This is a genomic window from Croceicoccus gelatinilyticus, assembly GCF_018398395.1.
Classification (GTDB): Bacteria; Pseudomonadota; Alphaproteobacteria; order Sphingomonadales; family Sphingomonadaceae; genus Croceicoccus; species Croceicoccus gelatinilyticus.
In genome coordinates this window covers 42,251-67,996 of the sequence record NZ_JAHCBF010000003.1, presented here as the reverse complement: position 1 = coordinate 67,996, position 25,746 = coordinate 42,251, and the positions used below count along the sequence as shown (strand labels likewise).

Genomic DNA, 25,746 nt, shown 5'->3' with positions numbered 1-25,746 from the left:
CCGCGCCGCCGCTGACCGATGGCACTGGGCCCCCGCCTCGACCTACGGCAGACGCAATCGCTGGTGATGACGCCGCAGTTGCAGCAGGCGATCCGCCTGCTTGCGCTGTCCAACCTCGAGCTTGAATCGTTCATCGCCGATGCCGTCGCAGACAACCCGCTGGTCGATCTGGTCAACGGGGAGGGCGAACGCGCCGCCCCTGCCGAAAGCAGCGAAATTGTCGAGGCCGTGCCTGAAGGGCAGGGCGATGGTGAGGCCGCGCTCGACATATCTGGCGAGATGCTGGACCGCGATTTCGACACCGGATCCTCGCGCAGCAGCGGTTCGGGCGGAGCGGGCGAGGACATGCCCGACATTGGCGAGCGTGCTTCGGGCGATGAAACGCTGGCCGAATATCTCCACGCACAGCTTGGCGCGGCGGGCGGGACCGAGGCGGAGCAATTCATCGCGCGCCAGATCATCGACCAGCTGGACGAGGCGGGATACCTGACGCTCGACCTTGCAGAGATCGCCGACCTGCTCGGCATCCCGATGCGGTTGGCAGAGGCGGGGCTGGCACTGGTCCAGTCGCTCGACCCGACGGGCGTGGGTGCACGTTCGCTGTCGGAATGTCTCGCGCTGCAGGCGAAAGAGGCGGACCGGTATGACCCGTGCATGCAGGCGCTGATCGCGAACCTCGACCTTTTGGCGCGCGGCAATTTCGCGCAGTTGAAGCGCATGTGCCGTGTCGATGACGAAGACCTGACCGACATGATCGCGGAACTGCGCAGCTACGACCCCAAGCCCGGTTGCCGGATCGGCGGCGATGCGGCCCCGCCGGTCGTGCCCGATGTCTTCGTGAAGCCTGATCGCACCGGCGGCTGGGCGATCGCATTGAACCGCGACACGCTGCCGAAGCTGGTGATCGACCGACAGTATTATGCAACGCTGAAGGCCGGATGTGGCAAGGACAAGTCGTCGGGCGGCTGGCTGGGCGAGAAGCTGGCCGATGCCAACTGGCTGGTGAAAGCGCTGGACCAGCGGCAGAAAACGATCCTGAAAGTATCGAAAGAGATCGTGCGGCGGCAGGAAGGCTTCTTCCGTCGCGGCGTATCCGCGCTCGTCCCGCTGACCTTGCGCGACGTGGCCGAGGCGGTCGAAATGCACGAATCGACGATCAGCCGCGTGACGTCGAACAAGTTCCTCAATTGCGGGCGCGGCACGTTCGAATTGAAGTACTTCTTCTCATCCGGCGTCGCATCGGACGGCGGTGAGGGCGCGGCATCGGCAGAGGCGGTAAAGGCCGCGATCAAGGCGCTGATCGACGATGAAAAGCCCGATGCCATCCTGTCGGACGACACGCTGGTCGATCTGTTGAAGGCCAAGGGATATACGCTGGCGCGGCGGACAGTGGCGAAATACCGTGAGGCCATCGGGCTTGGCAGTTCGGTCCAGCGCCGCCGCCAGAAAAAGCTTCAGGGCGTGCGCTAGGCTTTCGTCGCGAGAGCGATGAGCGTGGGGTAAACCGGCCCTGCCATCCGCGCGACGGCGCGGGGAACGAGCCGCAAGGGGCTGGCCCCCATTTCGTGCCGTACGGCGAAGTGAAACGCGTCGGCGGTCTTGTCCTCCACCCTGGCGAACCGTGGCTCCAGCAAGTCCATGAACTGCGAGCGTGAGAGCGGGTAGCAGTCATACCGCGCATGGCCGCGCCATTTGCGGACCATGGCATCTGCAAGCCCGCGGGGCAGGGCTCCCAGGAACGGCAGGCGAAAGTGTGGCTCCACCGGTGCGTAGCGATTGGGCACCGCGATGTAGAGCTGACCGCCCGGTTTCAGGATGCGGCTGATCTCGTCCAGCACGTGGCCCTGCGCGGGGCGGTCTCCGACATGTTCGATCACGTGATTGAAGATAACGATATCGAACGATGCGTCGCCGAATGGCAGATCGTCGCCGTCTATCGTCACGACTGGCAAGTCGGGCTGAAACGTCGAGGTATCGCGGTCCGCCGCCGTGACATCCGCCCCGCGACTGGCGAAATAGGTCGAGAGCAGGCCCGAGCCCGCACCGAGATCCAGCAACCGCTTGCCCGCCACCGATCCGATCAGGTGCTCGATCTTGCGCGCCTTGGCGACACGCTTGTCAGCCTGCCCGTCGGCGTAGCCGCGAAGCGCAGGGGTATCTGTTTCGGTATCGGTCACGCCTTGGCTCGTCCCTCGAACATCTGCGCGGTCATCGGTTGCAGGTTATGGCAGTGATGCGCAAGTGCCCGCCGGTCAGCGGCTTTCTCACTTGTGTAGGGGATGCTTGTGCGGGGCCTTTGCTCGCCCGCCGCTCAGTTGATCCGTAGTCGTGTCCGATAACAGCTTCATCCCGATAGAAGCGGATAGACACAAGATTACGCGATGCGGGGGTTCCTGATCGGACCTGTGCGAGTAAACGAATGCCTGCAAGGAATATTGCGGGGATTGCGTGGTGACGGAAGTGAATGGCGTGACATCAGGTTCGAGCAAGACGATGGCGCGCTGGGTACTGGGCGGTGCGGCGTTGATCGCGGCGAGTGCCATCGGCTATTCCATCGTGCGCAACGACACTGCGCCCGTGCCGCAAGTGACGGGAGATCAGGCCTCTGTCGGCGAGATGATCGCCAAGCTGGAAGCGCGGCTGGCCGAGAGCCCCGACGATGAAGAGGGCTGGCGCATGCTCGGCACAGCCAATTTGCAGACAGAGCGCTATGCCGAGGCAGCGACTGCGTTCCGGCGCGCGGCGACGCTCGACCCCGACAATGCCGAAAACCACGCGATGCTTGGTGAGGCGCTGGTTCTGGCCAGCCGCAACGGCGGCGACCTGCCTGGCGATGCCCGCGCCGCGTTCGATCGCGCGCTGTCGCTGGACCCTGCCGATCCCCGTGCCCGCTATTTCCGCGGCTTGGCAATCAACCTGGAGGGCAAGCACGAGGAAGCGATCGAGGCGTGGTTCGATCTGCTGGAAGACACGCCCGCCGACGCCCCCTATGCCGCCGCCGTGCAACAGGCCATCACCGAAGTCGCCAAGGCCAATGATATCGACGTTGCCGAGCGGCTGGAAAACACTAGCCTCGCCCCGTCCATCGGCGGCACGGCAACCGCGACCGCAGGCGCACCGGGGCCGAGCGCGTCCGACATAGCAGCGGTGAGGGCGATGTCGGCCAGCGAGCAGCAGGAGATGATCCGCGGCATGGTCGACCGGCTGGCGGCCAGGCTTGAGGAAGACCCGCTCAACCCCGATGGCTGGATCATGTTGATGCGCAGCCGCGTGCAGTTGGGCGACATGGCAGGCGCGCGCGAGGCGCGGGACGAATCGCTGCGTCTGTTCCGTAACGATGCCACAACGACGCGACGCCTTCGCGAGGCCGCAGACGCTCTGAGGCTGTAAAAAGGTTTGCGAAACTTGTGCGCCGAGTTTGCGAGATTCGCTTGTCCACACCCCCAAAAGCCCAGAAAACCGCCCTCAACGTGTTGCAATTAAGACTCTATTTGCAAACGTTAACCTTTTTCAGAACTTATTAACCTTTCTAAACGACTCTGCTCATGGTTAATGATTCACGGCACGGGCTTCGGGGGATTTAAACGAAGCCGGTCGACGGAAACGGACTAGGGGGCACTTTCAAATGCGTATCCTGCTGATCGAAGACGAACCGACCACCGCCAAGGCGATTGAGCTCATGCTCACGACCGAAGGCTTCAACGTCTACCAGACCGACCTTGGTGAAGAGGGTCTCGATCTGGGCAAGCTCTACGACTACGACATCATCCTTCTCGACCTCAACCTGCCCGACATGCACGGTTACGACGTCCTGAAGAAGCTGCGCGTCGCCAAGGTGCAGACGCCGGTCCTGATCCTTTCGGGCATCTCGGAAATGGATTCCAAGGTCCGCTCCTTCGGTTTCGGCGCCGACGACTATGTCACCAAGCCGTTCCACAAGGACGAACTGGTTGCCCGCATCCACGCCGTGGTCCGCCGTTCGAAGGGCCATTCGCAGTCGGTCATCAAGACGGGCAAGCTTTCGGTTAACCTCGACACCAAGACGGTCGAAGTCGATGGCGCCCGCGTCCACCTGACCGGCAAGGAATACGCGATGCTGGAACTGCTCTCGCTGCGCAAGGGCACGACGCTGACCAAGGAAATGTTCCTCAACCACCTCTATAACGGGATGGACGAGCCGGAACTGAAGATCATCGACGTCTTCATCTGCAAGCTGCGCAAGAAGCTGGCGACGGCATGCAGCGGCGACAACTACATCGAGACCGTCTGGGGCCGTGGCTACGTGCTGCGCGATCCGGGCGCAGAGGCGCAGGCCGCCTGATCCATCCGGATAACAAGTCCGCTGCCCACTTCACGGCGGACATTCCCCCGAAAAGGGCAGGCGCCCCACCGCCTGCCCTTTTTTCGTGCCTACAGCAGACGTTTTCCGTTTTGCCGATAGGGTGATAGGCTTCCCCCCCAGGGTCGGATGGAAGGGGGAACCATGCGAAAGATATTCATGGCGGCTGCGGCCGCCTGCGTGCTTGGGGTGGCTGCACCGGCACGGGCCGATATCGTGACCGACTGGGCGGAGCTGGCCCGCGTGGTCGATGCCGATGACAAGTCGCCTTGGTCGCCTGAGGGCTGGTTCGCCCAGACACAAGTCGCGCTCGCCATGTTCGAGGCAGCGAACGCGGTTGATCCGCAATACGAAAGCTATCTGAAGCTGGAACGTGCGCCAGAGGGCGGTTCGGTCGAGGCGGCGGTTGTCACTGCGGCCTACGAAGTGCTTTCGGCCCGCTTTCCCGCCGCAAAGGGTGAGATGGACGGCAGCTATCAACTCGCCATGTCGATGGTCACCGACAAGGCCAGTCGTGAGATCGGTGTGGAGGCAGGCAAGGCGGCGGCAACCCGCGTGCTGGGCACTGGCAAGATCCCCGATGGCGTGAAGGCCGTGACTTACCGTCCCCGCACTGCGCCGGGTGTTTGGGTGCCGGTGGTCTTGCCCTCGATCCGGGACGAGATGACGGTCATGCCGCTCTGGTCGATCGAGAGCGTCGCCGCCTACATGCCCCCGCCGCCGCCCGCGCTCACTAGCAAGGTGTGGGCACGTGACCTCAACGAAGTGAAGCGTATCGGCGGGAAGGAAGGCGCCGATCGCAGTGAGGTGGAAAGCCGCATCGCGCGTTATCGCATCACGCCGGTAATCATCCCGACCTTGCGCGCCATCGCTGATCTTCCAGGCCGCACGACGGTTCAGAACGCGCGCATGGTGGCGCTGGCTTACATGGCGGGCGACGATACCGGCGTCGTTACTTCGGCGGCCAAGCTGCACTACAATTTCTGGCGGCCCCAGACCGCGATCCGCAATGCGGACGAGGACGGCAACCCCGCGACCGAGATCGATGCCGACTGGCAGTCCTTCATCTACACGCCGAACTTCCCCGAATACCCCTGCGCGCACTGCAGCTATGCGGCTGCGACCGCCGAGGTGCTGAAGCAGGAAGCGGGAAATGCTCCGCCCGGCGGAGTGCAAGTGGCCTCGCGCTCGCTCGATTATGCAGCCGTGCAGGTGTTGCCGACCTTTGACGACTGGACAAAGGACGTGTCGCAATCGCGCATTCTTGGCGGTGTGCATTACCGTTTTTCGAACGATGCGGCAGAGGCTCTGGGCAAGCGGATCGCGGGCGAGACGCTGAAACTGATGCCGCCGCTGAAGGAGTGAGGGGTCAGGCCTTTCGGGTGAGCAGGCTAAATCCGGCCAGAACCCAAACACCGGCAACGGCGGGCCAGAGCGCGTTCATGGCCAGTGCCTCATAGGCGACGCCGCCGAGGATGGCCCCGCCGGACAGGGCGAGCCAGAGCAGCAGGAGCGGCAACCAGTCGGCGCGGGGCTCTCCCGCCAGCGCGTCGGCCAGCCGCGTGCCGAGCTTGATCAGCGTGCCGGTCATGTAAGTGAGGCCGAACCGCACCTCGCCCTCGTTCTCCAGCGCGAGGTTGATGCCGCCCATCGCGAAGGCGAGTAGCATGAACGGCGCGATACTGGCCGAAACGCCGAGAGCTAGCGTTGCGACCGTCAGCAGACCTGCGCAGAAGGCGAGGGTCAGGCCGGGCTTCCTCGCCTCGGCCATCCGCCGCCGCAGCAGCGAGGTCACGGTCACGCCCGCCACGAAGCACGCGATCAGCCCCGCGGCAATCGCCGCCGCGCTGCCGTCGCCGGCAATGCCGACACCGAGCCGGGTGGTATTCCCGCTCATGAATGAGACGAAGAACGCTCCCGATCCCAGGAAGCCCACGGCATCGACATAGCCTGCGATCGCGGCAATCGCGAAAGCGAGCATGCGGGCCGTGCGCGAATGCTGGAGCATGGGCATTTGGCTAGCGCCAGTGCGCAGGGGCGGCAAGGGGCCCCTTGACCCGCAGGCTGATCCCCGCCATCGGCGCGCACTTGTTTGGAAGGCCACTTGTCAGGAAGGGTAGCGGCCATGACGGCACACAAGGAAGGCGATCCGACAACGCTCAACCGGCTCTATGGCCGGGCGAAAGGCAAGCCCCTGCGCGCGGGCCAGCAGGACCTTGTCGATACCCTGCTGCCCCAGATCGCGGTGCCCGAAGAAGGGCCGGTCACGGCAGAGGCGCTGTTCGGATACGACCGGCCGATGCATTTCGAGATCGGCTTTGGCGGGGGCGAGCACATGGCCTACCGCGCCGACATGCTGCCCGATCACGGCTTTATCGGGGCAGAGCCTTTCGTGAACGGCGTCGCGCAGGCGCTGGTCCACGTGAAAGAAGGCAAGCTTGCCAATGTTCGCATCCATCACGGCGATGCGCTGGAAGTGCTGTCACGCGTGCCCGACGGTTCGCTGTCCTTCGCCTACCTGTTGCATCCCGATCCCTGGCCCAAGGCGCGCCATGCCAAGCGGCGCATGATGAACGACGGTCCGGTCGAGATGATCGCGGCCAAGCTCAAGCCGGGCGGCGAATTCCGGTTCGGCACCGATCACCCGGTCTATGTCCGCCATGCCCTGATGGTCATGCAACGCCATTCCGACAAGTTCGACTGGCTCTGCGAAAAGCCCGAAGATTTTCTGGTCCGCCCCGGCGGCTGGCCCGAAACGAGGTACGAGGCCAAGGCCCGCCGGCTGGGTCACGAGGTCTGGTACTTCCGCTATCGTCGCAAGTGATTGGCAGGGCCGCGCAAAAGCTGGACTTTGCGCGCGCCATGTAAATCTGCCTTCTGTTCGAACCGGTCCCGGCCTTACGAGCCTGCGCGGCAATCCTGCCCCGCGAGACTTGGCCCATGGACTTCACGTTCGTCGAACAGCTTCTGCCCTACATAGCGATCGGCTTTGCCGCGCAGCTTGTTGACGGCGCGCTGGGCATGGCCTTCGGGGTAATCTGCAATACGCTGCTGGTGGGCGTGCTGGGCCTGCCGCCTGCGCTGGCATCGGCGAAAGTCCACGTCGTCGAATGCTTCACGACGGCTAGTTCGGGCATCAGCCACCTTCTCCATCGCAACATCGACAAGGCGCTGTTCTTCAAGCTGCTTCTGCCCGGCATGGCGGGCGGGGTGACGGGGGCGTATCTGCTCACCAACATCGACGCCTCGATCGTGAAGCCCTTCGTTCTGGGCTATCTCGCGCTCATCGGCCTCTACATCTTCGTGCGCGGCGTGTTCTGGCCGCCCAAACCGCGCGAGGCGAAACATGTCTCGCCGCTCGGCCTTCTTGGCGGGTTTCTCGATGCGGCTGGCGGGGGCGGCTGGGGACCTGTCGTCACTTCGAACCTGCTGGTGCAGGGCGTGGAGCCGCGCCGCGTGATCGGCACGGTCAACTCGGTCGAGTTCTTCCTGACGATCGCGGTGTCGGCGACATTCATCGCGCATCTGGGAATCGCGGACCTGCTAGGGGCAACGTTGGGCCTCATTATCGGCGGGGTCGCGGCTGCACCTTTGGGGGCATGGGCTGCAAAGCGCATCCCGTTGAAACCGATGCTGATTTTCGTAGGCTTCGTGCTGGCAGCGACCAGCTCATTCGGGATCTGGAGCGCGCTGCGCTGATCAGGCGATGATGTCGGGGATCAGCGCGTCCTGAATCATCGCGATCTGGTCCTTCAGCACCAGCTTGCGCTTTTTCAGGCGGGCGACCTGAAGCTGCGCCGAAGGGTTCTCTGCCAGGGCGGCGATCGCGGCGTCGAGGTCGCGATGTTCGACCTTCAGGATCTCAAGCCGCTTGCGCATCTCGTCTTCGGTCATGCGAGCGCTGCCCTGTGCATTATCGTTCGAACCACCCCGCTCCCGTGCGGGCGAGCGCTCTTTCGCACGACCTGCCGCCGCGCGCAATCGGTCCGTCGCCCGGCAATTCGGCTCACCCTTTGATCTTGCCCGATTTATCGAAATATTCCTGCAACACTCTTCGCAATCGTGAAACTTTGTGTTCCATTACTGATGTCGGAAGCGAAGGCGACGTGAGTCGCACTGCCGACGAAAATTGGACGAAAGAAGGTTCAGGGGAACAACGTCAACCAACGCAGGAGAAAGCCATGGAATCGACGCACATCACCGCTCTTCAGTCAAAGCATGCCGGTCTGGACCGGGAGCTTCGCAACGAGCAGGCGCGCCCCGCGCCCGATAGTGCAAGAATCCAGGAGCTGAAGCGGGCCAAGTTGAAGATCAAGGAGGCCATTTCGCTTCACTGAGTTCAATCCGAACTAAAGGAACCGAACGCCCTCGCGCCTGTTGGCCGGGGGCGTTTCCTTTTCCGTCAGGTCGGTTTGCGGCGTCGGCCAGCCTTTTGAACGCTTTCCATTTCGCAAAAACACCTCGCATGTGCTTTAACGCAAGGCACGATGGAATCCGCCGTAACAGCCGCCCGCTCGATCCTCACCAACCTGCACGAGGTCATGGCCTCGCGCGCGAACGCGCAGGCCAAGCTGAACCAGGTCGTCGATATCATCGGTGAAAACCTCGATAGCGAGGTCTGCTCAATCTACCTGCTGCGCGAAGGCATGCTCGAACTCTTCGCAACGCGCGGTCTTGAACAAAGCGCAGTCCACGTCACGCGGCTTGCCATCGGCGAAGGCCTTGTCGGCACGATCGCGAAGAACGTGGAAATGCTGAACCTGGCCGAGGCAGCGGCCCACCCGGACTTCCTCTACCGCCCCGAAACGGGCGAAGAAAAATTCCATTCGTTCGCAGGCGTTCCGATCGTGCGCCGCGAACGCGCGGTGGGCGCACTGGTCGTGCAGCATGTCGAGCCGCGCCGCTATGCCGATGTCGAGATCGAGGCGCTGCAGACGGTGGCGATGGTGCTGGCCGAACTGATCAGCAACGCCGACCTCATCGACGAATACGATTCGCTGTCGGCCAGCCCGCACTTCGTCGATCCGCAGCAGTTGTCGGGCCTGCCGCTGGTGAAGGGATTGGCTGCGGGCCACGCGGTATTCCACCAGCCGCGCATCAACATCGAACACGTCGTTGCCGAAGATACCGAGGCAGAGCGTCAGCGCGTCTATCTCGCCTTCGACAAGATGCGCGAACAGATCGACAAGATGGCGAGCCAGGCCGAATTCGGCGTGGGCGGAGAGCACGAGGCCGTGCTCGAGACCTACAAGATGTTCGCCTACGACGAGGGCTGGGCGCGCCGCATCAACGAGGCCATCGATTCTGGCCTGACCGCCGAAGCGGCGATCGAACGCGTGCAGCAGCGCACCCGCATGCGCATGCGCCAGATCGATGATCCGCTGCTGGCGGAACGCATGCACGACCTTGAAGACCTGTCGAACCGGCTTTTGCGCATGGTTTCGGGGCAGGTCGGTACGGCTGCGACGATGGGCCTTCGCGGCGATGCCATCCTGATCGCGCGCAACCTCGGCCCTGCCGAACTGCTGGAATATGACCGGCGACGGCTCAAGGGCGTGATCCTCGAAGAAGGCTCGCTGACGGCTCACGTCGTCATCGTCGCGCGCGCCATGGGCGTGCCGGTGCTGGGCCGCGTGCATGGTCTGCGCGGTTTCGTGCGTGAGGGGGACGAAATCCTGCTCGACGCTTCGCAGGGCATCGCCAACGTCCGCCCCGGCCCCGCCGTGATCGAGGCTTTCGAGGCGCGGTCGGCCAAGAACCGCGAACGCCAGGCCGCTTATGCCGCACTGCGCGAGGTCGAGCCGCGCACCAAGGATGGTGAGCGCATCACGATCATGGTCAATGCGGGCCTTCGCGATGACGTGCCGATGCTCAACATGACCGGCGCGGACGGCATCGGCCTGTTCCGGACAGAGTTCCAGTTCCTCGTTTCCGCGACCTTGCCGCAGCGTGACCGCCAGACCCGGCTCTACCGCGACGTGCTGGAAGCGGCGGGCGAAAAGCCGGTGGTGTTCCGCACCGTCGACATCGGCGGCGACAAGTCGTTGCCCTATCTGCGTGGCGATGAAGACGGGCTCGACGATGAAAACCCGGCGATGGGCTGGCGCGCCCTGCGTCTCGCGCTCGAACGCGAAGGCCTGATGAAGGCGCAGGCCCGTTCGCTGCTGGAGGCGGCTGCGGGCCGCACGCTCAATGTCATGTTCCCGATGGTGTCCGAGCCGTGGGAGTTCGATGCCGCGAAGGAAGTATTCGAAAGTCAGCTCGAATTCCTGCGTTCGCGCCGCAAGATGCTGCCCGAACAGATCCGCTACGGCGCGATGCTGGAAGTGCCCGCGCTGGCCGAAGTGCTCGACGTGCTCGCGCCCAAGCTGTCGTTCCTGTCGATCGGAACGAACGATCTTACGCAGTTCCTGTTCGCCGCTGACCGGTCGAACCCCAAGCTTGCCGAACGTTATGACTGGCTGACCCCGTCGATCATGCGCTTCATGCGCCGCGTCATCCGCAGCATCGACGGGCACAATATCGACGTCACGGTCTGCGGCGAAATGGGCGGGCGCAGGCTGGAGGCGCTGGCCTTGATCGGGCTTGGCCTCAGGCGGCTGTCGATCACTCCGGCCTCGGTCGGGCCGCTCAAGGAAATGGTCTGCAAGATCGACACGCGCGAAATTACCGCCGCGATGGAACGCTGGCTGGCCGACCCGGTGCCCGATCTTCGCGGTTCGCTGATTTCGTGGGCCGAGGAACGCGGGATCGAGTGGGAATAATCCCTTTCCTGGTGCGGGAACGGTCCGGCGCGCATCCGGTTAGGTCATTGAGGTGAGTAAAGAGGGGAAATCCTCGGGGGTTGCTTGACTTGCGCCCCTTGGCGCGCTTGCCTCGCGATCAAGGCGACACAAGCAAGAGGCGACTAATCGAGTGGACGAGATCGAAGACGGACCGGAGCCTGAAATCCAGACGACCGAGACCGCATCGGCCGCCCCGATCAGCGTCGGCGCCCGCCTTAAGGCGGAGCGTGAGAAGCAAGGTCTCTCTCGCGAGGAAATCGGCGAGAAGACCAAGATTGCCGAACGCCACCTGACCACGATCGAAGAGGGCCGCTTTGCCGACCTTCCGGGCCGGACTTACGCGGTTGGCTTTGCACGCAGCTACGCCCGCGCGCTCGGTCTCAATGAGACGGAAATTGTCGAAGGCGTACGCGACGAAATGGGCGTGGCCGCGCCGCAAGTGCCCGAACGCAAACTCGACTACATGGAACCGGGCGATCCGGCGCGTGTCCCTTCTTCGAAGCTGGCATGGGGCGTCGCGGCGCTGCTGATCGTGCTGGTCGTGGTCGGGGCCTTCACCTGGAAGGGCTTCTTCGTCCCCGCCGCCGATCTGCCGACGCTTCAGGATGAAACCGAGGCTGTCGCGACTGCGCCCACTGCCGCGCCGACGCCGACGGAAACTGCCGTGCCGACGGGCGAAGTCGCCTTTACCGCAACGGTTGAAGGCGTCTGGGTGAAGTTCTACAACCGCACCGGCCGCCAGCTTTTCCAGAAGCAGATGGAAGAGGGCGAGACTTTCACCATTCCCGCAGATGCCGATGGTCCGCAGATCTGGACCGGCCGTCCCGATGCTTTCACCATCACCGTGGGCGGGCAGCAGGTCGCGCCGCTCTCTACCGAGGAGCGCACGATCCGTGACGTTCCCGTCGATGCGGAGTCCCTAACCTCGCGCCCTGCCGGTCCCGGCCTGCCGACGCGCGGGGGCTAACGGTTTTTTCAGGCGATTCACCAACGTCGTTAAGCGCCTGTTTGGCATGACCTTGTCACCTAGGCCTGCGACGAACACGAAATACGAAAAGGTCTTCAAGATCATGACATCCATTCGCCGCCGCACCGGTCGCTTTACTGGCCTCCTGATGGGCACGGTCCTGTCCGCTGCATTGCTGTCGCCGATGCCCGCTTCGGCGCAGGACGAATCCACGCGCATCCGCAAGCTGGAATCCGAAGTCCGCGCCCTTCAGCGCAAGGTCTTCCCCGGCGGTGACGGCAAGTATTTCGAGCCTGAGATCACTGCCGCTCAACCGTCGCAGCCCGCGATGACGACCGGCCCTGCCAGCGGCCCGGTCACCGACCTTCTGGCCCGTATGGATGCGGTCGAATCCGCACTCGCCAGCCTGACCGCCCAGGTCGAGGTGCAGTCGAACGCGATGCGGCTGATGAATTCACGCCTGGACGAGATCGAGCGCAAGACCGCCACTTCGATGCCGATGCCGGTCGAACCCAATGGCGGTATCGGCGATGGCGCAGGCCCGCTTCCGGCAACGCCCGCGCCGCGTCCGGCGACCGTGACACCCACGCCCACGCCGGCCCCTGCGCCGTCGGGTGCCTCAACGGTTGAACGTCCCAATACCGGCGATGCGGGCGACGACGCCTATGTCTATGGCTATCGCCTCTGGAACGAGGGGTATTACGCCCCTGCGCGCACTGCGCTTCAGCAGATGCTGAACGATTATCCCACGCACAGCCGCGCGTCATATGCGCGTAACCTTCTGGGCCGTGCCTATCTCGACGATGGTCAGGCGCGTCCGGCGGCAGAGGCGTTCCTCAAGAACTATCTCGACAACCGCGGCGGCGCGCGTGCGCCCGACAGCCTCGTGTACCTCGCGATTGCCACGCTGCAGCTTGGCAACAAGGCCAAGGCCTGCGAGGCGCTAGAAGAGTTCCGCCTCGTCTATCCGCAGGAAGCTTCGGGTCGCCTTTCGTCACTTTCGTCGGAAACCGCGACGAAGGCCGGCTGCAGCTAACGACACTGGAGGGGGCATGAATCTTGCGGTCCACTTTGCGCAGGAATGCGCGCGGTTAGGACTGGGTGAGGGCGAAACGCTCGGCCTCGCCGTGTCGGGAGGACCGGACAGCCTCGCGCTGCTGGTCCTCGCGCAGCAGCTCATGCCCGCCTCGATCCATGTCGCAACTGTCGACCACGGGTTGAGGCCTGAGGCCGCGCAGGAAGCGGCCATGGTGGCCGAGGTCTGCAACGATCTTGGCGTGCCTCACGATATTCTGCCTGTCGAACTGGAAGAGGGCGGCAACATTCAGGCCCGCGCCCGCGCCGCGCGGTACAAGGCGCTGGGCAATTGGGCACAGCGGCGCGAGATCCGCACGGTCGCGACCGCGCATCACGCCGATGACATCGCTGAAACCCTGCTCATGCGGCTCAACCGTGGGTCGGGCCTGCGGGGCCTTGGCGCGATGCGTGACCGTTCGCCGATGCCGGGGCGCAGTGACATCGTTCTCATCCGCCCGCTCCTGACGCTGCCCCGCGCCGAACTGGCCGAAGTGGTGGAGCGCGCAGGGCTGACCGCGGTGGACGATCCCTCGAACTCGGACCCTGCCTACGACCGCGCGCGTATCCGCATGGGGATGGCAGGCGCCAACTGGCTGGACCCGATGCGCCTTGCCACCAGTGCGCTGCATTTGCGCGATGCCGCCGATATCCTCGAATTCGCGGCAAGACATGAATTTGCCGCGCAAGTCACGATGAGCGAGGACGGCAGCCAGTTCGCCTACAATCCCGCCGGACCGCGCGCCGTTCGCTTCCGCGTGCTGGAGGAACTTGTCGCCCGCCTTGCCACCGAGGGCACTCCGCGCGGCGAGCAGCTTGCACGCCTGATGGAGGCGCTGGAGACGGGGCAGAAGGCGACGCTTTCGGGCGTCATGTGCACGCCGCGCGCCGGTTCATGGCATTTCACCGCCGCCCCGCCGCGCAGCGAAGGCTGAAAATAGCAGGAAAAGCCGACTTTCGTTTGCTTGCCATTCACCCGGCGTAACCTACATTATTGGGTGAAAGGACGAATCTGCGCACATGAACGACAACGACCAGCAGCCTAACGGCAATCCTTGGCTGAAGAGCCTCATGATCTGGGGCGGTATTTTCCTCGGTCTGCTTCTCGTGGTTTCCATGATCGGAGACCGCTCGCAACCGTCCGGAACGCAGATCGCCTACAGCGATTTCCGCGACAAGGTGGCCGAAGGCTCCGTCTCCGAAGTGCAGATCGCGCCTGACCGGATTACCGGCAAGCTGAAGAACGACCAGACGTTCAGTACGATTCCTGTCGGCTCCGACCCGCAGCTGACGACGCTGCTCGCCGAAAACGACGTCCAGTACGAAGGCGTCGCCGCGGAAGAGCCGAACCTGCTGCTCTACATCCTTGCCCAGTCGCTGCCTTTCCTCCTCATCCTCGGCATTGCGTTCTTTGCCCTGCGCCAGGTCCAGAAGGGCGGCGGTGCAGGCGGTGCGATGGGCTTTGGCAAGTCCAAGGCGAAGATGCTGACCGAAAAGCAGGGCCGTGTAACGTTCGACGACGTCGCCGGCATCGACGAGGCGCGCGAGGAACTGGAAGAAATCGTCGAGTTCCTGAAGGACCCTTCGCGCTTTTCCAAGCTTGGCGGCCAGATCCCGAAGGGCGCGCTGCTGGTCGGTTCGCCCGGCACCGGCAAGACGTTGCTCGCCCGCGCCATCGCGGGTGAAGCGGGCGTGCCGTTCTTCACGATCTCCGGCTCCGACTTCGTCGAGATGTTCGTCGGCGTGGGCGCAAGCCGCGTGCGCGACATGTTCGAACAGGCGAAGAAGAACGCGCCGTGCATCGTCTTCATCGACGAAATCGACGCGGTCGGCCGCCATCGTGGCCACGGCCTCGGCAATTCGAATGACGAGCGTGAGCAGACGCTGAACCAGCTTCTGGTCGAGATGGACGGCTTCGAGGCTAACGAGGGTATCATCATCATCGCGGCGACGAACCGCCCCGACGTGCTTGACCCCGCGCTGCTGCGTCCGGGCCGCTTCGACCGCCAGGTCGTCGTGCCCGTGCCCGACATCGACGGGCGCGAGAAGATCCTCTCGGTCCACATGAAGAAGGTGCCGCTGGCGCCCGACGTCAATTCCCGTACGATCGCGCGCGGTACGCCCGGCTTCTCGGGTGCGGACCTTGCCAACCTCGTGAACGAGGCGGCGCTTCTGGCTGCGCGCCGTAACAAGCGCCTTGTCGCCATGCAGGAGTTCGAGGATGCGAAGGACAAGGTCATGATGGGCGCGGAACGCCGCTCCATGGTCATGACCGACGATGAGAAGAAGATGACCGCCTATCACGAGGCCGGGCACGCGCTCGTCTCGCTGAACGAGGATGCGTCGGACCCGATCCACAAGGCGACTATCATCCCGCGCGGCCGCGCGCTGGGCATGGTCATGCGCCTGCCGGAACGCGACAACTATTCGTACCACCGCGACAAGATGCACGCGAACCTCTCGGTCGCGATGGGCGGCCGTGTCGCCGAGGAAATCATCTTCGGCTACGACAAGGTCTCGTCCGGCGCGTCGAGCGATATCCAGTACGCGACCGACCTTGCCCGCAACATGGTCACCAAGTGGGGCATGTCCGACAAGCTCGGCCCGCTCCAGTACGAGGCGAGCCAGGAAGGCTATCTCGGCATGGGCCAGACCAGCCGCACGATGGCGAGCGATGAGACCAACAAGATCATCGATGCCGAAATCCGCAAGCTGGTCGACGATGCCCACGCCCGTGCGACGGACATCCTGAAGACGCAGGAAGACAAGCTTCACCTGCTGGCGCAGGCCATGCTTGAGTACGAGACGCTGACTGGTGACGAAATCGATCAGCTGCTCAAGAACGGCGAGATCGACCGTCCTGACGAGCCGAAGGGGCCGACCCGTCCGCTCAGTTCGGGCAGCATCGGCGTGCCCAAGGCGGGACGTCGTTTCGGTGGAGGTACGGCGCCGCAAGGTGCCTGAACCTTCGGGCTTCCAGGGCCCCGTTTCGGAACCGGTTCGCATCGCTGGTGGTTGCCATAGGAACAACCACGAGGTGACGATGATGCGCACGACCCTGATTGCCCTTTCTGCCGTGGCCCTGCTGGGCCTTGGTGCCTGCTCGGAAGAGACCGGCCAGAACGCGTCCGAAACGCTCGACAAGGCGGCGGCGGACACGGTCGACAATGCCGAAGTGGTCGAGAACGCGGTGCGCGAAAAGACCATCGAGGCCGCCGACAAGATCAGCGCCGAGCTCAAGCAGGACGAGCAGACCGACCCTGATCAGGGTGACGGGGCACTCGACGGAACCGACTGAGGCATCAGGTCAGGATTATCTCCGGGTAAAGGTCGTCGACCGGGATGCACCGGTTCGCCGGATCGGCGACTTTCTCGCGCAGGTCGGCTTTCGCCTCGTCCATGATGTCGGCGCCGAGCAGGATTTTCTGCTTCGGCACGGCGCGGCTGAAGATCGCGCCGTTCTCGTCGCGCCGTACGGCGTATAGTGGGGCATCCCCGCGCGCCAGTTCGACCAGCTTGTCCCAATCGAACCGGACGACGGTCTCGCCCGCCTTGCCCGTGACGACCGGGTCGGCAAAGGCCGCCTCGCCATCGTCACGCGACAGGACGACCTGTCCGGTTCCCTGCGCGCCGAAAATCTGGATTTCCCCGGTGGTCATGCCGTCGAACGGTACAGGCTCTCTCGCCCGGTATGTGCCGTCGCCCGCATAGGCGCGGATCGCCCATTGCGCGCTGTCATCCCGCCATGCCCAGAACCAGTAGGTCTCGAGCAGGGTCCCGTCGGCAGCAACGTTGGCATGGGCGTCGAAGCGACCGTCGGGCGACGTGGACTGGCACTGCCACCCAGGCGTCGGTTCGTGCGGAAGCGTGATGCATCCTGCGAGCAAAAGCGGCGCAAGCGCCATCAAAGCCTTCAACCTCACGCCGCACTCCTCTCGATCTTTCGGAAGAGCCTATCGCAAGGCGCGATCCACGCAATATCAGATGTTTATCACATCGACCCTAGCAGAACGATCGCACCCATGAAGAGCAGGGTCGTGATGTTGATGAAGAACAGCAGCGCAGCCGTACGCCACAAGGCCGAGAAGCGCCGCAGCTCGTAGGCACCCTTCACATGGCGGTAGAGATGTAGCACCGGGACCGTCACCGCCAGCAGCACGATAAGCCACTCCGCCCCGCCCAGCAGCGCGATCACGCTGACGAGAATGAACCACAGCGACATGAAGGCGATCGAGTAGGTGACGAAGACCGTGTGATCGTACAATCCGATCCCGCGCTTCCAGAAAAACAGCAGCCACACGAACGGTAGCGAAAGCGGGATCAGCAGCCACGAAAATTTGTACCCGTTGGACTGCATTTTGTAGATCATCAGTTTCGGGTTCTGCTGCCACTTCCTGATGATGTGATCGTCGAGCCATGAATTGCCCGATTCGTAGACCGCGACATCCGCGCCGGCGACGGTCGTGATCTTCTTCGCGCTTTGCAGGGTGTCCAGATCCTCTTCGGCCTTGGCCAGCGCGGCCTCGACCGCGGCGCGGCCCGGGGCATCGGGTGCCATTGCCTCAAGCTCTGCCAAGGCCTCGTCACGCGTCTCCTCGGTCTGCTCCTGCAGTTTGGCGACAGAGGATACGACATCGATGCGGCCCGGTTCGGCCGGGTCTTCCACGCCCGACTTGCCCGCGATCTGGACGAGGGCGAACATGATGAAGACCGAAAACAGGAACAGCCCCATCGGCGACACGAACCGCGCCCGCTTGCCATCGATGTAGTCGCGGGTGAGGCGGCCCGGGCGGAAGGCCAGCATCGGCAGCGTGCGCCAGGTCTTGCCCTCGAAGTGCAGAACGCCGTGCAGCAGGTCGTGCAGGAAAGCGCCCAGCGTGCGGTGCAGGTGGGCGGGCTGGCCGCAGTGGGCGCAGTAATTGCCCGTCAGCGGCGTATCGCAGTTGAGGCAGGCGGTTTCGTGGAAATGGCCCTTGCCGCCGCGGCTGACCGCGCCGGTTTCCGGTTCCACCACGCGGCCCAGCGCCGTGCCGGTAACCGCCGTGCCCAGACCTTCAAGGTCGCTCATGCCCATAACCCCCATGTTCGTCCCGGGGGTATCCTATGCTGCAATCGCGCAATGAAAAAGGGCCGCCCCGCGTGGAGGCAGCCCCTTTTTCACAAGCCGTGGGCCGTATCAGGCCCGAAGGCGATCAACCGGCGTCGTAATCGCTGCCGATCGAGGTGTTGCGCGTCGGCGCAGCGGCAGTGAGGCGCAGTGCCTCTGCCGAACGCGACAGCGAGCCGATTTCATCGACTTCATCGTCATCGTCGACGGCAACCTTCTGAAGACCCTGGATAAGGGTTTCCTTCAGGTCCTTGGGCTTTACATTTTCTTCCGCGATCTCGCGCAGGGCGACGACCGGGTTCTTGTCACGGTCGCGGTCGACGGTCAGTTCCGATCCGGCGGAAATCTCGCGCGCACGCTGGGCAGCCAGCAGGACGAGATCGAAGCGGTTCGGGATCTTGTCGACGCAATCTTCGACGGTAACGCGCGCCATGGGGCACTCCCACAAGAAACTAAGTTGACGGGAAAGCGCCGCAATTAGGGCGTGACTGCCCGAGAGTCAAGGATTGCGGCGCGCCCCGCTTGCCCCCAAATGATACCGGATGGACAAGCCGGCAACCCTTGAACCTGCAAAGATGGATGAGCCGGACTACCGCGATCCGCCCCCGTTCACGGTTGAAGCGCAGGGCCAGACCCTGACGTTCTATCCCGCCGGCAACGACAGGCTGGAGGCGCTGATCGATTTGATCGATTCGGCAAAGACCAGCCTTTCGGTCTGCTTCTACATCTTTGCCGAGGATACAGCCGCCCACCGTGTCCGCGACGCGATGGCCAATGCCGCGCGCCGGGGCGTAAAGGTAAAGCTCGTCATCGACGGCTTTGGCGCGGCGGCGACCGACGCCTTTTTCGAACCTCTGGCAGCAGCGGGCGGGCAGTACTGGCGCTTTTCCGCGCGCTGGTCGCAGCGATACCTTATCCGCAACCACCAGAAGATGGTCATCGTCGATCAAGAACGCGCGATGATTGGCGGCTTCAATGTCGAAGACAGCTATTTCGACCCGCCGCAGAAGAACGGGTGGAACGATCTTGGCCTGATCGTCACCGGCTCCGTCGTTTCCGATCTGGTGCGCTGGTTCGAGAAGATGGAAGGCTGGGTGTCCGATCCCAAGGCCAACTGGCGCGCGATCCGGCGGATCTTGCGCGAATGGGATCCGGGCAAGGGGCCGGTGCGCCTGCTGGTCGGTGGGCCGACGCGGGGCCTGTCGTCATGGTCGCGTTGTGTGTCGGAGGACCTGATCCACGGCACCCGCCTCGACATGATGATGGCCTATTTCTCGCCGCCCAAACGGCTGGTGCGGCGCATCGCCCGCATCGCGCAGAAGGGCAGCGCGCGCCTGCTGATGGCGGGCAAGTCCGACAATGGCGCGACCATCGGGGCGACCCGCGCGCTCTATCGCTACTTGCTGAAGCGCGGGACGCAGATCTGGGAATTTGTGCCCTGCAAGCTGCACACGAAGCTGATCGTGCTGGACGATCGCACTTATGTCGGCAGCGCGAATTTTGACATGCGCAGCCTCTATCTCAATCTCGAGCTCATGCTGGTGATCGACGATGCGGGGCTGGCCGAAAAGATGCGCGATTTCGTGTCGCAGCACCTGGCCGCCTCGCTTGAGGTCACGCCCGAAGTGCACCGCGCCCGCGCCACGACATGGAACCGCATCCGCTGGCGGACGTCGTGGTTCCTTGTCGCGGTGCTGGATTACACGGTAAGCCGCAAGCTGAACCTCGGCCTCTAGGGCAATTGCCGCGGGTGACAAAGGTGACACCCTGTCACCCCCTGCTCCTATCCGAAAACCCAAGGAAACCTGCCGCCCGACGCGGCTGCGCGCAGGGTGACACATTGCCTGTCCGAACCGATCCGACGATGCCAAAGAACCGCGCGCATCATGACGGGGCCAGCGGGTGTAGGAAAATGCTTTGTGGCTTGCGCGAAGGGTATGGGCGCGGGAGCGCCCCGCTATCCTGTCGCCCTGAATTTGGTCTTCTCAGGTCCGGAGAATAGCATCGGCCACGGCCTGCGGTGCTTCGGCCGGTGCCATGTGCCCCGCGCCTTCGATGATGCGCAGTCTTGCCCCCGCAATCGCGGCGGCAATTTCGGCATGCTGGTCGGGCGGGGACCATGCGTCATGCTCGCCGGTCATCACCAGGGCAGGGCAGTCGATCCTTGCCAGTAATTCGTCCACGGGGCAGCGATGAAGCAGGGCCTCGGTCTGTGCCTCGAAAACGGCCTGACCGGCGTCGAGCACCATGCTGCGCAGCGGATCCATAATATCCGGCGTGCGATTGGCCGGGGCCACCATCGGCGGCAGCCAGAGATCGACAAGAGCTTCGAAGCCCTGTTCCCTGCCAACATCGCGCAGCCTGTACCGATTTTCCTGCTCACCCTCGCCCCTTGGGTGAATCCCGGTATCGGCGAGCACAAGCCCTGCCACTCGATCCGGAGCCTGCCGCACGATCTCCAGCGCAATGCGCCCGCCCATCGAATGGCCGAAAAGGACCGCCTTTGCCGGCAACCTGTCGAGGGCCCATGCCGCCATGGCATCCAGGCGATCATGCCCGCCGTAGTAACCGTCGAGCGCGTTTGCCCCGGGCAAAAGGTTCATCATCGAACTGAACATGCGACTGTCGCACATCAGGCCGGGCAGGATCACCAGTGGTGCGCCGTCAATCACAGTTGCAATCCGAACACATGGAGGAGGCCCCCGACGACATAGTGCAACGCAATGTTCTCCGCTCTTGGCATCATCTGGCGAGATTAGCGCCTACCCATGGCAATGTAACGAGCGCAATAACCGCGCCGCCACGGCCCCATCCACACGCCACCTATGCCTGCGCTTCATTCCTCGCTAGAGCGTGATGTTCGAATTATTCGGATGATTGCATACCCATGGCCTTGCTGGTCTTTTACGTCGCGCTTGCACTGTGTGTCTCGTTCCTGTGCTCGCTGCTTGAATCCTCCTTGTTGACGATCACGCCGTCGCAGGTCCGCACCGCGCAGGAACAGGGCGCGGGCTGGGCCAAGTCGATGAAGCGGTTGAAGGACGACATCGAACGGCCCTTGGCCGCGATCCTCACGCTCAACACGATTGCCCATACGATGGGGGCCGCAGGCGCAGGCGCGCAATATGCCGCGCTTTACGGCGACGGCGGCGAGGCGGTCTTTGCCGCGGTGCTGACGCTGGCGATCCTCGTGGTGACGGAGATCATCCCCAAGACTCTGGGCGCGCGCTATGCGCTGGCGCTCTCGCCGTTCAGCGCGCGGCTGCTGCCCTTGCTGATCACGGGGCTCGCCCCGCTGGTCTGGGCCTCGCGGCAAGTCACGAAGCTGATCACCTTCGGCAAGACATCGCACGTGCCGCAGCACCGCGAGGAACTGCTGGCGGTCGCCAGTCTCGGCCAGGCATCGGGCCAGCTGGACAGCAGCGAAGTCCGCTTCGTCAAGAACATGCTTCAGCTGAACGCGATCAAGACCGCCGACGTGATGACGCCGCGCACGGTTGCCTTCTGCCTGTCGCTGGACACTTCGTTTCAGGAGTTCGCCCGCGCGGTTCGCGAAAGCTCGCACACGCGCATTCCGGTCTATCGCGACCATGTCGACCAGATCACCGGTTTCGTCCTGAAAAGCGAAGTGCTGGCGATGATGACCCTGGACGATGCGGCGGATAAATCGCTGGAAAGCCTCGTGCGGCCGCTACCCAGCGTGCTCGACGAATTTTCCGTTGACCGCCTGTTCCACCGCCTGATCGCCGAACGCCATCACATCATGGCGGTCGTCGACGAATATGGCACGTTCCTCGGCCTCGTCACGCTGGAGGACGTGCTGGAGACGATCTTCGGGTTCGAAATCGTCGACGAATTCGACAAGGTCGCCGACATGCAGGCCTATGCCCGCGAACTGTCGCGCAAGCGGACCGCTTCTGCAGGGCGCAGCGCAGAGCAGTAGGGCGCTTCGGCGGTAGAACCGCCAATCATCGCGATTCCTTCTACGGAACTCTTCCGGGCGAAGGCTGGTTACCTTTGTAAAAGGGGCCAAGATGAAAAAACTCGCAATCGCGTTTCTGTTAGTCGCATCGCTCATGCTGATCGCGGTGCTGGTATCGCTCATACCCAGCGACATGTGGTTCATTCGTACCATAGATCTGGTGCGCGAACCGATGTCCTATGCCGCCGCCATCCTTCTCCTCGCCGCGCTCTTCATCGGCGGGGCAAGACGATGGCTTACGGTTGGCATGTTCGCTGCGGTGATCGTGATCAACGTGTGGCGCATCTGGCCCTATTCGTTCCTTGCCGACACGCAGCTTGCCCTTGCCGAAGATGGCGCGGCGGCGACAAGCGGGCAGTGCTTTTCCGCGATGGCCGTGAACGTGAAGGTCAAGAACCAGAAATACGGCGAGGTTGCCGACCAGATCGCGCGCTATAATCCCGATGTCCTCTTCCTGATGGAAACGGACCAGGCATGGATCGACAACCTTGAGCCTGTGCTGGCCGGTTACGATCATGTCGACCGCCACCCCCAGTCAGAGGCGTTCGGACTGGTGTTCGCCACGCGGCTGCCGGTGGCCAAGGCCAATATCGTCGAGAACACGCACCGCGATACTCCGACGCTTTACGCAACGCTTCAGCCCGAAGGCACGGTGCCGGTCGAATTCATCGGCCTGCATCCCAAGCCGCCGCTGCCGGGCTGGAATACCGAGCTTCGCGACGAGAATATCGTCAATGCGGGCTTCCAGACGCCCGACAGGTTGCCCGATGCGGTCGTGATGGGGGATTTCAACGACGTCCCGTGGTCCCGCACGACCAGCAAGTTCCGCGAAACCGGCGACTGGCGTGATCCGCGCGTGGGGCGCGGCACTTATCCGACGTTTCCGGCCGAGATGACGCTGGTCGGCTGGCCGCTGGACCATTTGATGGTGAAGGGCGGCATTGAACTGCAGTCGTTCGAAGTCTTGCCGAACAACAGCTCGGACCATCGCGCGATGCTGGCACAGGTCTGCGCGCCGATGCAGAACCCGGCAGAGACCGAGTAAGCGGGGCCACGCCGCCCGACAATCAGCGATCGAGCGTGGCGAGCTTTTCGAGAACGAGTTCCGGCGCTTCCAGCTGCGGCATGTGCCCTGCGCCCGATAGCAGGTCAAAGCTTGAGCCGGGTATCAGGTCATGCAGGCTTCGACCGCGGGCGACCGGTATCCACGGATCGGCATCGCCCCACAGGATGCGGACCGGGCAGCGGATGGTGCCGTATTGCCCCTCGATCTCGTCGGTATAGCGTTCGTCGGCCTGCGCGAACTGGCGATAGAAACTGATCTTGCCCGCTTCCGATAGCCACGGCTGCGCCAGCTCGGTCGCATCGTCGTCGCGCAGCGGTTTGGCGAAGGCGCCGGCGATATAGGCTTCGACCACGGCGCGGTGGATGTGGGGCGGCAAGCCTTCGAACGCGGCGACGTGGCGGCCCACGTGGTCGAAGAAGTCCGAGCCCCACGGGCTGACCGCGACCACGTTCATCAAGGTCAGCACCTCGTATTCGCAGCCGTGCAACAGGTGCGCGCGCAGTGTCGTCGCGCCGCCGAAGTCATGGGCCAGGACGGCCGGTTTCGACAGGCCCCAGTGATCCAGCATCTCGGCAAAGACAGCGCCTTGCACGTCGAGCGAATTGCGGGCGAATTCCTTGTTGGAACGGCCATAGCCCGGCATGTCGAACCAGAAGAGGCGGAACCGTTCGGCCAGCGCGGGAATGACGCGGTGCCACGAAAACGACGACCACGGCCAGCCATGTGCCAGGACGAGTGGCGGGCCGTCACCCGCGCTGCCGGCTGCGACTTCACCTGCCGAAGTGACGACGCGCTCTTCCAGATGCCATTGATGCATCAGGCAAAAATACAAGGCGCCGCGCCGATGGCAACGTCAGCAAGCGCCGCCGTGCACAGCGGGCTTCATGCCTTATTCCGGATCGTACCCGTAATCGTCGTCGACGAGATCCGAGAACTTGGTGATGCGCGATTCAAAGCGCATGCGGACGCGGCCGGTGGAGCCGTGGCGCTGTTTCGCGACGATCAGTTCGGCGATGCCGGTCACCTGCTCCATCTTGGCGCGCCATGCTTCCCACTTTTCGTGGACGTCGGCGGGATCGTTCTCGTCCGGCAGTTTCGGTTCGACCGCCTTCACGTAGTAATCCTCGCGATAGACGAAGAGCACGATGTCGGCGTCCTGCTCGATCGAGCCGGATTCGCGAAGGTCGGACAGCATCGGCTTCTTGTCTTCGCGCTGTTCGACGGCACGCGACAGCTGTGACAGGGCCAGCACCGGCAGGTCGAGTTCCTTGGCCAGCGTCTTGAGCCCTCGCGAAATCTCGGAGATTTCGTTCACGCGGTTGTCGGTGGCGCGGCCCGAACCCTGCAGCAGCTGCAGGTAGTCGACCACGATGAAGCCGATGTTGTGGCGGCGCTTCAACCGGCGGGCACGCGCACGCAGCGCCGCGATGGTGAGCGCGGGCGTATCGTCGATGTAGAGCGGCAGTTCGGCCAGTTCCTGGCTTGCGCGCGACAGGGCCTGGAAATCCTCGCGGCTGATCTTGCCGGTGCGCAAGTCGCCCGAAGAAATGCCCGACTGTTCGGCAAGGATACGCGTGGCCAGCTGGTCGGCGCTCATTTCGAGGGAGAAGAACGCCGTTGCCGCGCCCACCGATTCCTCTTCGCTGATGCCGTCAGCCAGGTCGCGGCGCAGGCGGTTGGCCGCGTTGAACGCAAAGTTGGTGGCAAGCGAGGTCTTGCCCATGCCCGGACGGCCGGCAAGGATCAGAAGGTCCGAATTCTTCAGGCCGCCCAGCTTCTGGTTGACCGAAGACAGGCCGGTCGTGACGCCCGCAACGTGGCCGCCCGAATTCAGCGCCTGTTCGATCAGCTTGATCGAGGTGCGCGTGGCCTGCGCAAAGCTTTGCGTCTCGGTGCCGGTCGTGGTGCCTTCGGCGACCTTGTAGAGCGCGGATTCCGCATGCTCGATCTGCTGCATCGGGTCGACCGCTTCGGACGTATCCATCGCGTCGGTGACGAGCTGGCGACCGACCGAGACAAGCTGACGCAGCAGGGCAAGGTCGTAGATCTGTTCGGCCAGTTCGCGCGGGGCGATGAGGCCCTGTGAATCGGCGGTCAGGCGGGCGAGGTAGTTGATCCCGCCCAGTTCCTTCATCGCCTCGTCCGTTTCGAAATACGGCTTCAGCGTGACGGGCGTGACCACGGCCTTGCGGTCGATCAGAGTCAGGATCTTCTCGTAGATCCGCTTGTGCAGCGGCTCGAAGAAGTGATCGGGCGAGAGGTGCGTATTGAGCTCCTCGATCACCCGGTTGTCGATCAGGATCGCGCCGAGAAACGCTGCCTCCGCCTCTACGTTGGCGGGCAGTTTCTGACCTTCGTCGTCGTTCGAAGGGTGAAGCGGAATCGGATCGTTGAGTGCCATGGGGCAGCGTAATGCTCCCACGCTT

The 25,746-nt window shown here is 63.6% G+C and carries 25 protein-coding genes; 16 read left to right on the top strand and 9 right to left on the bottom strand.

Annotation, left to right across the window (positions count from 1 at the left end):
• The first annotated feature begins 18 nt into the window (after nt 1-18).
• The gene (gene rpoN / locus KIH45_RS07745; RefSeq protein WP_213175447.1) at nt 19-1,470 is read left to right on the top strand and encodes an RNA polymerase factor sigma-54; all 1,452 of its coding nucleotides are present in this window, start codon (nt 19-21) and stop codon (nt 1,468-1,470) included.
• Here rpoN and KIH45_RS07740 read toward each other — a convergent pair.
• Nucleotides 1,467-2,177 carry a class I SAM-dependent methyltransferase gene (locus KIH45_RS07740; RefSeq protein ID WP_213175446.1) on the bottom strand — a complete coding sequence of 237 codons (711 nt, stop codon included), beginning with the start codon at nt 2,175-2,177 and terminating at the stop codon, nt 1,467-1,469. The two genes, rpoN and KIH45_RS07740, sit on opposite strands and share 4 nt — an antisense overlap.
• Before the next feature lie 274 nt (nt 2,178-2,451).
• On the opposite strand from KIH45_RS07740, the gene KIH45_RS07735 reads away from it, so the two are divergent.
• The 3 genes from KIH45_RS07735 (at nt 2,452) to KIH45_RS07725 (ending at nt 5,704) form a co-directional block, all read left to right on the top strand.
• Nucleotides 2,452-3,390, top strand: coding sequence for a tetratricopeptide repeat protein (locus KIH45_RS07735; RefSeq protein ID WP_337925422.1), 939 nt, complete (start codon nt 2,452-2,454; stop codon nt 3,388-3,390).
• A gap of 235 nt (nt 3,391-3,625) precedes the next feature.
• Complete coding sequence (gene ctrA, locus KIH45_RS07730) at nt 3,626-4,321, top strand: response regulator transcription factor CtrA (RefSeq protein WP_213175445.1); 696 nt, start codon at nt 3,626-3,628, stop codon at nt 4,319-4,321.
• 162 nt (nt 4,322-4,483) lie between these two features.
• Nucleotides 4,484-5,704: a vanadium-dependent haloperoxidase gene (locus tag KIH45_RS07725; protein WP_213175444.1), complete on the top strand. Its 1,221-nt coding sequence runs from the start codon at nt 4,484-4,486 to the stop codon at nt 5,702-5,704.
• A 4-nt stretch (nt 5,705-5,708) separates the two neighbouring features.
• Here KIH45_RS07725 and KIH45_RS07720 read toward each other — a convergent pair whose 3' ends face one another.
• Nucleotides 5,709-6,347 (bottom strand): YoaK family protein, encoded by a 639-nt coding sequence (locus KIH45_RS07720; protein ID WP_213175443.1) that lies wholly within the window; start codon nt 6,345-6,347, stop codon nt 5,709-5,711.
• A 117-nt stretch (nt 6,348-6,464) separates the two neighbouring features.
• On the opposite strand from KIH45_RS07720, the gene trmB reads away from it, so the two are divergent.
• Both trmB and KIH45_RS07710 read left to right on the top strand, forming a co-directional pair.
• Nucleotides 6,465-7,163, top strand: a complete 699-nt coding sequence (gene trmB, locus KIH45_RS07715) for a tRNA (guanine(46)-N(7))-methyltransferase TrmB (protein ID WP_213175442.1) — start codon at nt 6,465-6,467, stop codon at nt 7,161-7,163.
• A 116-nt stretch (nt 7,164-7,279) separates the two neighbouring features.
• Nucleotides 7,280-8,038 (top strand): sulfite exporter TauE/SafE family protein, encoded by a 759-nt coding sequence (locus tag KIH45_RS07710; RefSeq protein WP_213175441.1) that lies wholly within the window; start codon nt 7,280-7,282, stop codon nt 8,036-8,038.
• Here KIH45_RS07710 and KIH45_RS07705 read toward each other — a convergent pair whose 3' ends face one another.
• Nucleotides 8,039-8,233: a YdcH family protein gene (locus tag KIH45_RS07705; RefSeq protein WP_213175440.1), complete on the bottom strand. Its 195-nt coding sequence runs from the start codon at nt 8,231-8,233 to the stop codon at nt 8,039-8,041.
• 14 nt (nt 8,234-8,247) lie between these two features.
• Between KIH45_RS07705 and KIH45_RS19445 the strand changes: the two genes are divergently transcribed.
• From KIH45_RS19445 to KIH45_RS07670, 7 genes are all read left to right on the top strand, one after another.
• A complete protein-coding gene (locus tag KIH45_RS19445) occupies nt 8,248-8,676 on the top strand; it encodes a YdcH family protein (protein WP_337925421.1) in 429 nt (142 codons plus the stop codon).
• 150 nt (nt 8,677-8,826) lie between these two features.
• On the top strand, nt 8,827-11,103 hold the full coding sequence (gene ptsP, locus KIH45_RS07695; protein WP_213175439.1) for a phosphoenolpyruvate--protein phosphotransferase: 2,277 nt from the start codon (nt 8,827-8,829) through the stop codon (nt 11,101-11,103).
• Between the two features lie 151 nt (nt 11,104-11,254).
• Nucleotides 11,255-12,091 (top strand): helix-turn-helix domain-containing protein, encoded by an 837-nt coding sequence (locus KIH45_RS19440; protein WP_213175438.1) that lies wholly within the window; start codon nt 11,255-11,257, stop codon nt 12,089-12,091.
• 46 nt (nt 12,092-12,137) lie between these two features.
• Nucleotides 12,138-13,127: a tetratricopeptide repeat protein gene (locus KIH45_RS07685; protein ID WP_225899759.1), complete on the top strand. Its 990-nt coding sequence runs from the start codon at nt 12,138-12,140 to the stop codon at nt 13,125-13,127.
• Nucleotides 13,128-13,143: 16 nt separating this feature from the next.
• The gene (gene tilS, locus KIH45_RS07680; RefSeq protein ID WP_225899758.1) at nt 13,144-14,100 is read left to right on the top strand and encodes a tRNA lysidine(34) synthetase TilS; all 957 of its coding nucleotides are present in this window, start codon (nt 13,144-13,146) and stop codon (nt 14,098-14,100) included.
• An 85-nt stretch (nt 14,101-14,185) separates the two neighbouring features.
• Nucleotides 14,186-16,129 carry an ATP-dependent zinc metalloprotease FtsH gene (gene ftsH, locus KIH45_RS07675; protein WP_213175437.1) on the top strand — a complete coding sequence of 648 codons (1,944 nt, stop codon included), beginning with the start codon at nt 14,186-14,188 and terminating at the stop codon, nt 16,127-16,129.
• A gap of 79 nt (nt 16,130-16,208) precedes the next feature.
• Nucleotides 16,209-16,463, top strand: coding sequence for a hypothetical protein (locus tag KIH45_RS07670; protein WP_213175436.1), 255 nt, complete (start codon nt 16,209-16,211; stop codon nt 16,461-16,463).
• 4 nt (nt 16,464-16,467) lie between these two features.
• Here the strand turns inward: KIH45_RS07670 and KIH45_RS07665 are convergent, their stop codons facing one another.
• From KIH45_RS07665 to rpoZ, 3 genes are all read right to left on the bottom strand, one after another.
• Entirely contained in the window at nt 16,468-17,088 is a 621-nt protein-coding gene (locus tag KIH45_RS07665; RefSeq protein ID WP_213175435.1) for a hypothetical protein, read from the bottom strand.
• Between the two features lie 68 nt (nt 17,089-17,156).
• The gene (locus KIH45_RS07660) at nt 17,157-18,233 is read right to left on the bottom strand and encodes a DUF3667 domain-containing protein (RefSeq protein ID WP_213175434.1); all 1,077 of its coding nucleotides are present in this window, start codon (nt 18,231-18,233) and stop codon (nt 17,157-17,159) included.
• Between the two features lie 124 nt (nt 18,234-18,357).
• Entirely contained in the window at nt 18,358-18,705 is a 348-nt protein-coding gene (gene rpoZ / locus KIH45_RS07655) for a DNA-directed RNA polymerase subunit omega (protein ID WP_213175433.1), read from the bottom strand.
• 109 nt (nt 18,706-18,814) lie between these two features.
• On the opposite strand from rpoZ, the gene KIH45_RS07650 reads away from it, so the two are divergent.
• Entirely contained in the window at nt 18,815-20,008 is a 1,194-nt protein-coding gene (locus KIH45_RS07650; RefSeq protein WP_213175432.1) for a phospholipase D-like domain-containing protein, read from the top strand.
• A 249-nt stretch (nt 20,009-20,257) separates the two neighbouring features.
• Here the strand turns inward: KIH45_RS07650 and KIH45_RS07645 are convergent, their stop codons facing one another.
• The gene (locus tag KIH45_RS07645) at nt 20,258-20,944 is read right to left on the bottom strand and encodes an alpha/beta fold hydrolase (RefSeq protein ID WP_337925420.1); all 687 of its coding nucleotides are present in this window, start codon (nt 20,942-20,944) and stop codon (nt 20,258-20,260) included.
• Between the two features lie 215 nt (nt 20,945-21,159).
• On the opposite strand from KIH45_RS07645, the gene KIH45_RS07640 reads away from it, so the two are divergent.
• A complete protein-coding gene (locus KIH45_RS07640) occupies nt 21,160-22,215 on the top strand; it encodes a CNNM domain-containing protein (protein WP_213175431.1) in 1,056 nt (351 codons plus the stop codon).
• A gap of 91 nt (nt 22,216-22,306) precedes the next feature.
• On the top strand, nt 22,307-23,299 hold the full coding sequence (locus KIH45_RS07635; protein WP_213175430.1) for an endonuclease/exonuclease/phosphatase family protein: 993 nt from the start codon (nt 22,307-22,309) through the stop codon (nt 23,297-23,299).
• A gap of 22 nt (nt 23,300-23,321) precedes the next feature.
• Here KIH45_RS07635 and KIH45_RS07630 read toward each other — a convergent pair whose 3' ends face one another.
• Together KIH45_RS07630 and KIH45_RS07625 are read right to left on the bottom strand one after the other, a co-directional pair.
• Complete coding sequence (locus KIH45_RS07630) at nt 23,322-24,137, bottom strand: alpha/beta fold hydrolase (RefSeq protein ID WP_213175429.1); 816 nt, start codon at nt 24,135-24,137, stop codon at nt 23,322-23,324.
• A 72-nt stretch (nt 24,138-24,209) separates the two neighbouring features.
• On the bottom strand, nt 24,210-25,721 hold the full coding sequence (locus KIH45_RS07625) for a replicative DNA helicase (protein ID WP_213175428.1): 1,512 nt from the start codon (nt 25,719-25,721) through the stop codon (nt 24,210-24,212).
• Between the last annotated feature and the right edge of the window lie 25 nt (nt 25,722-25,746).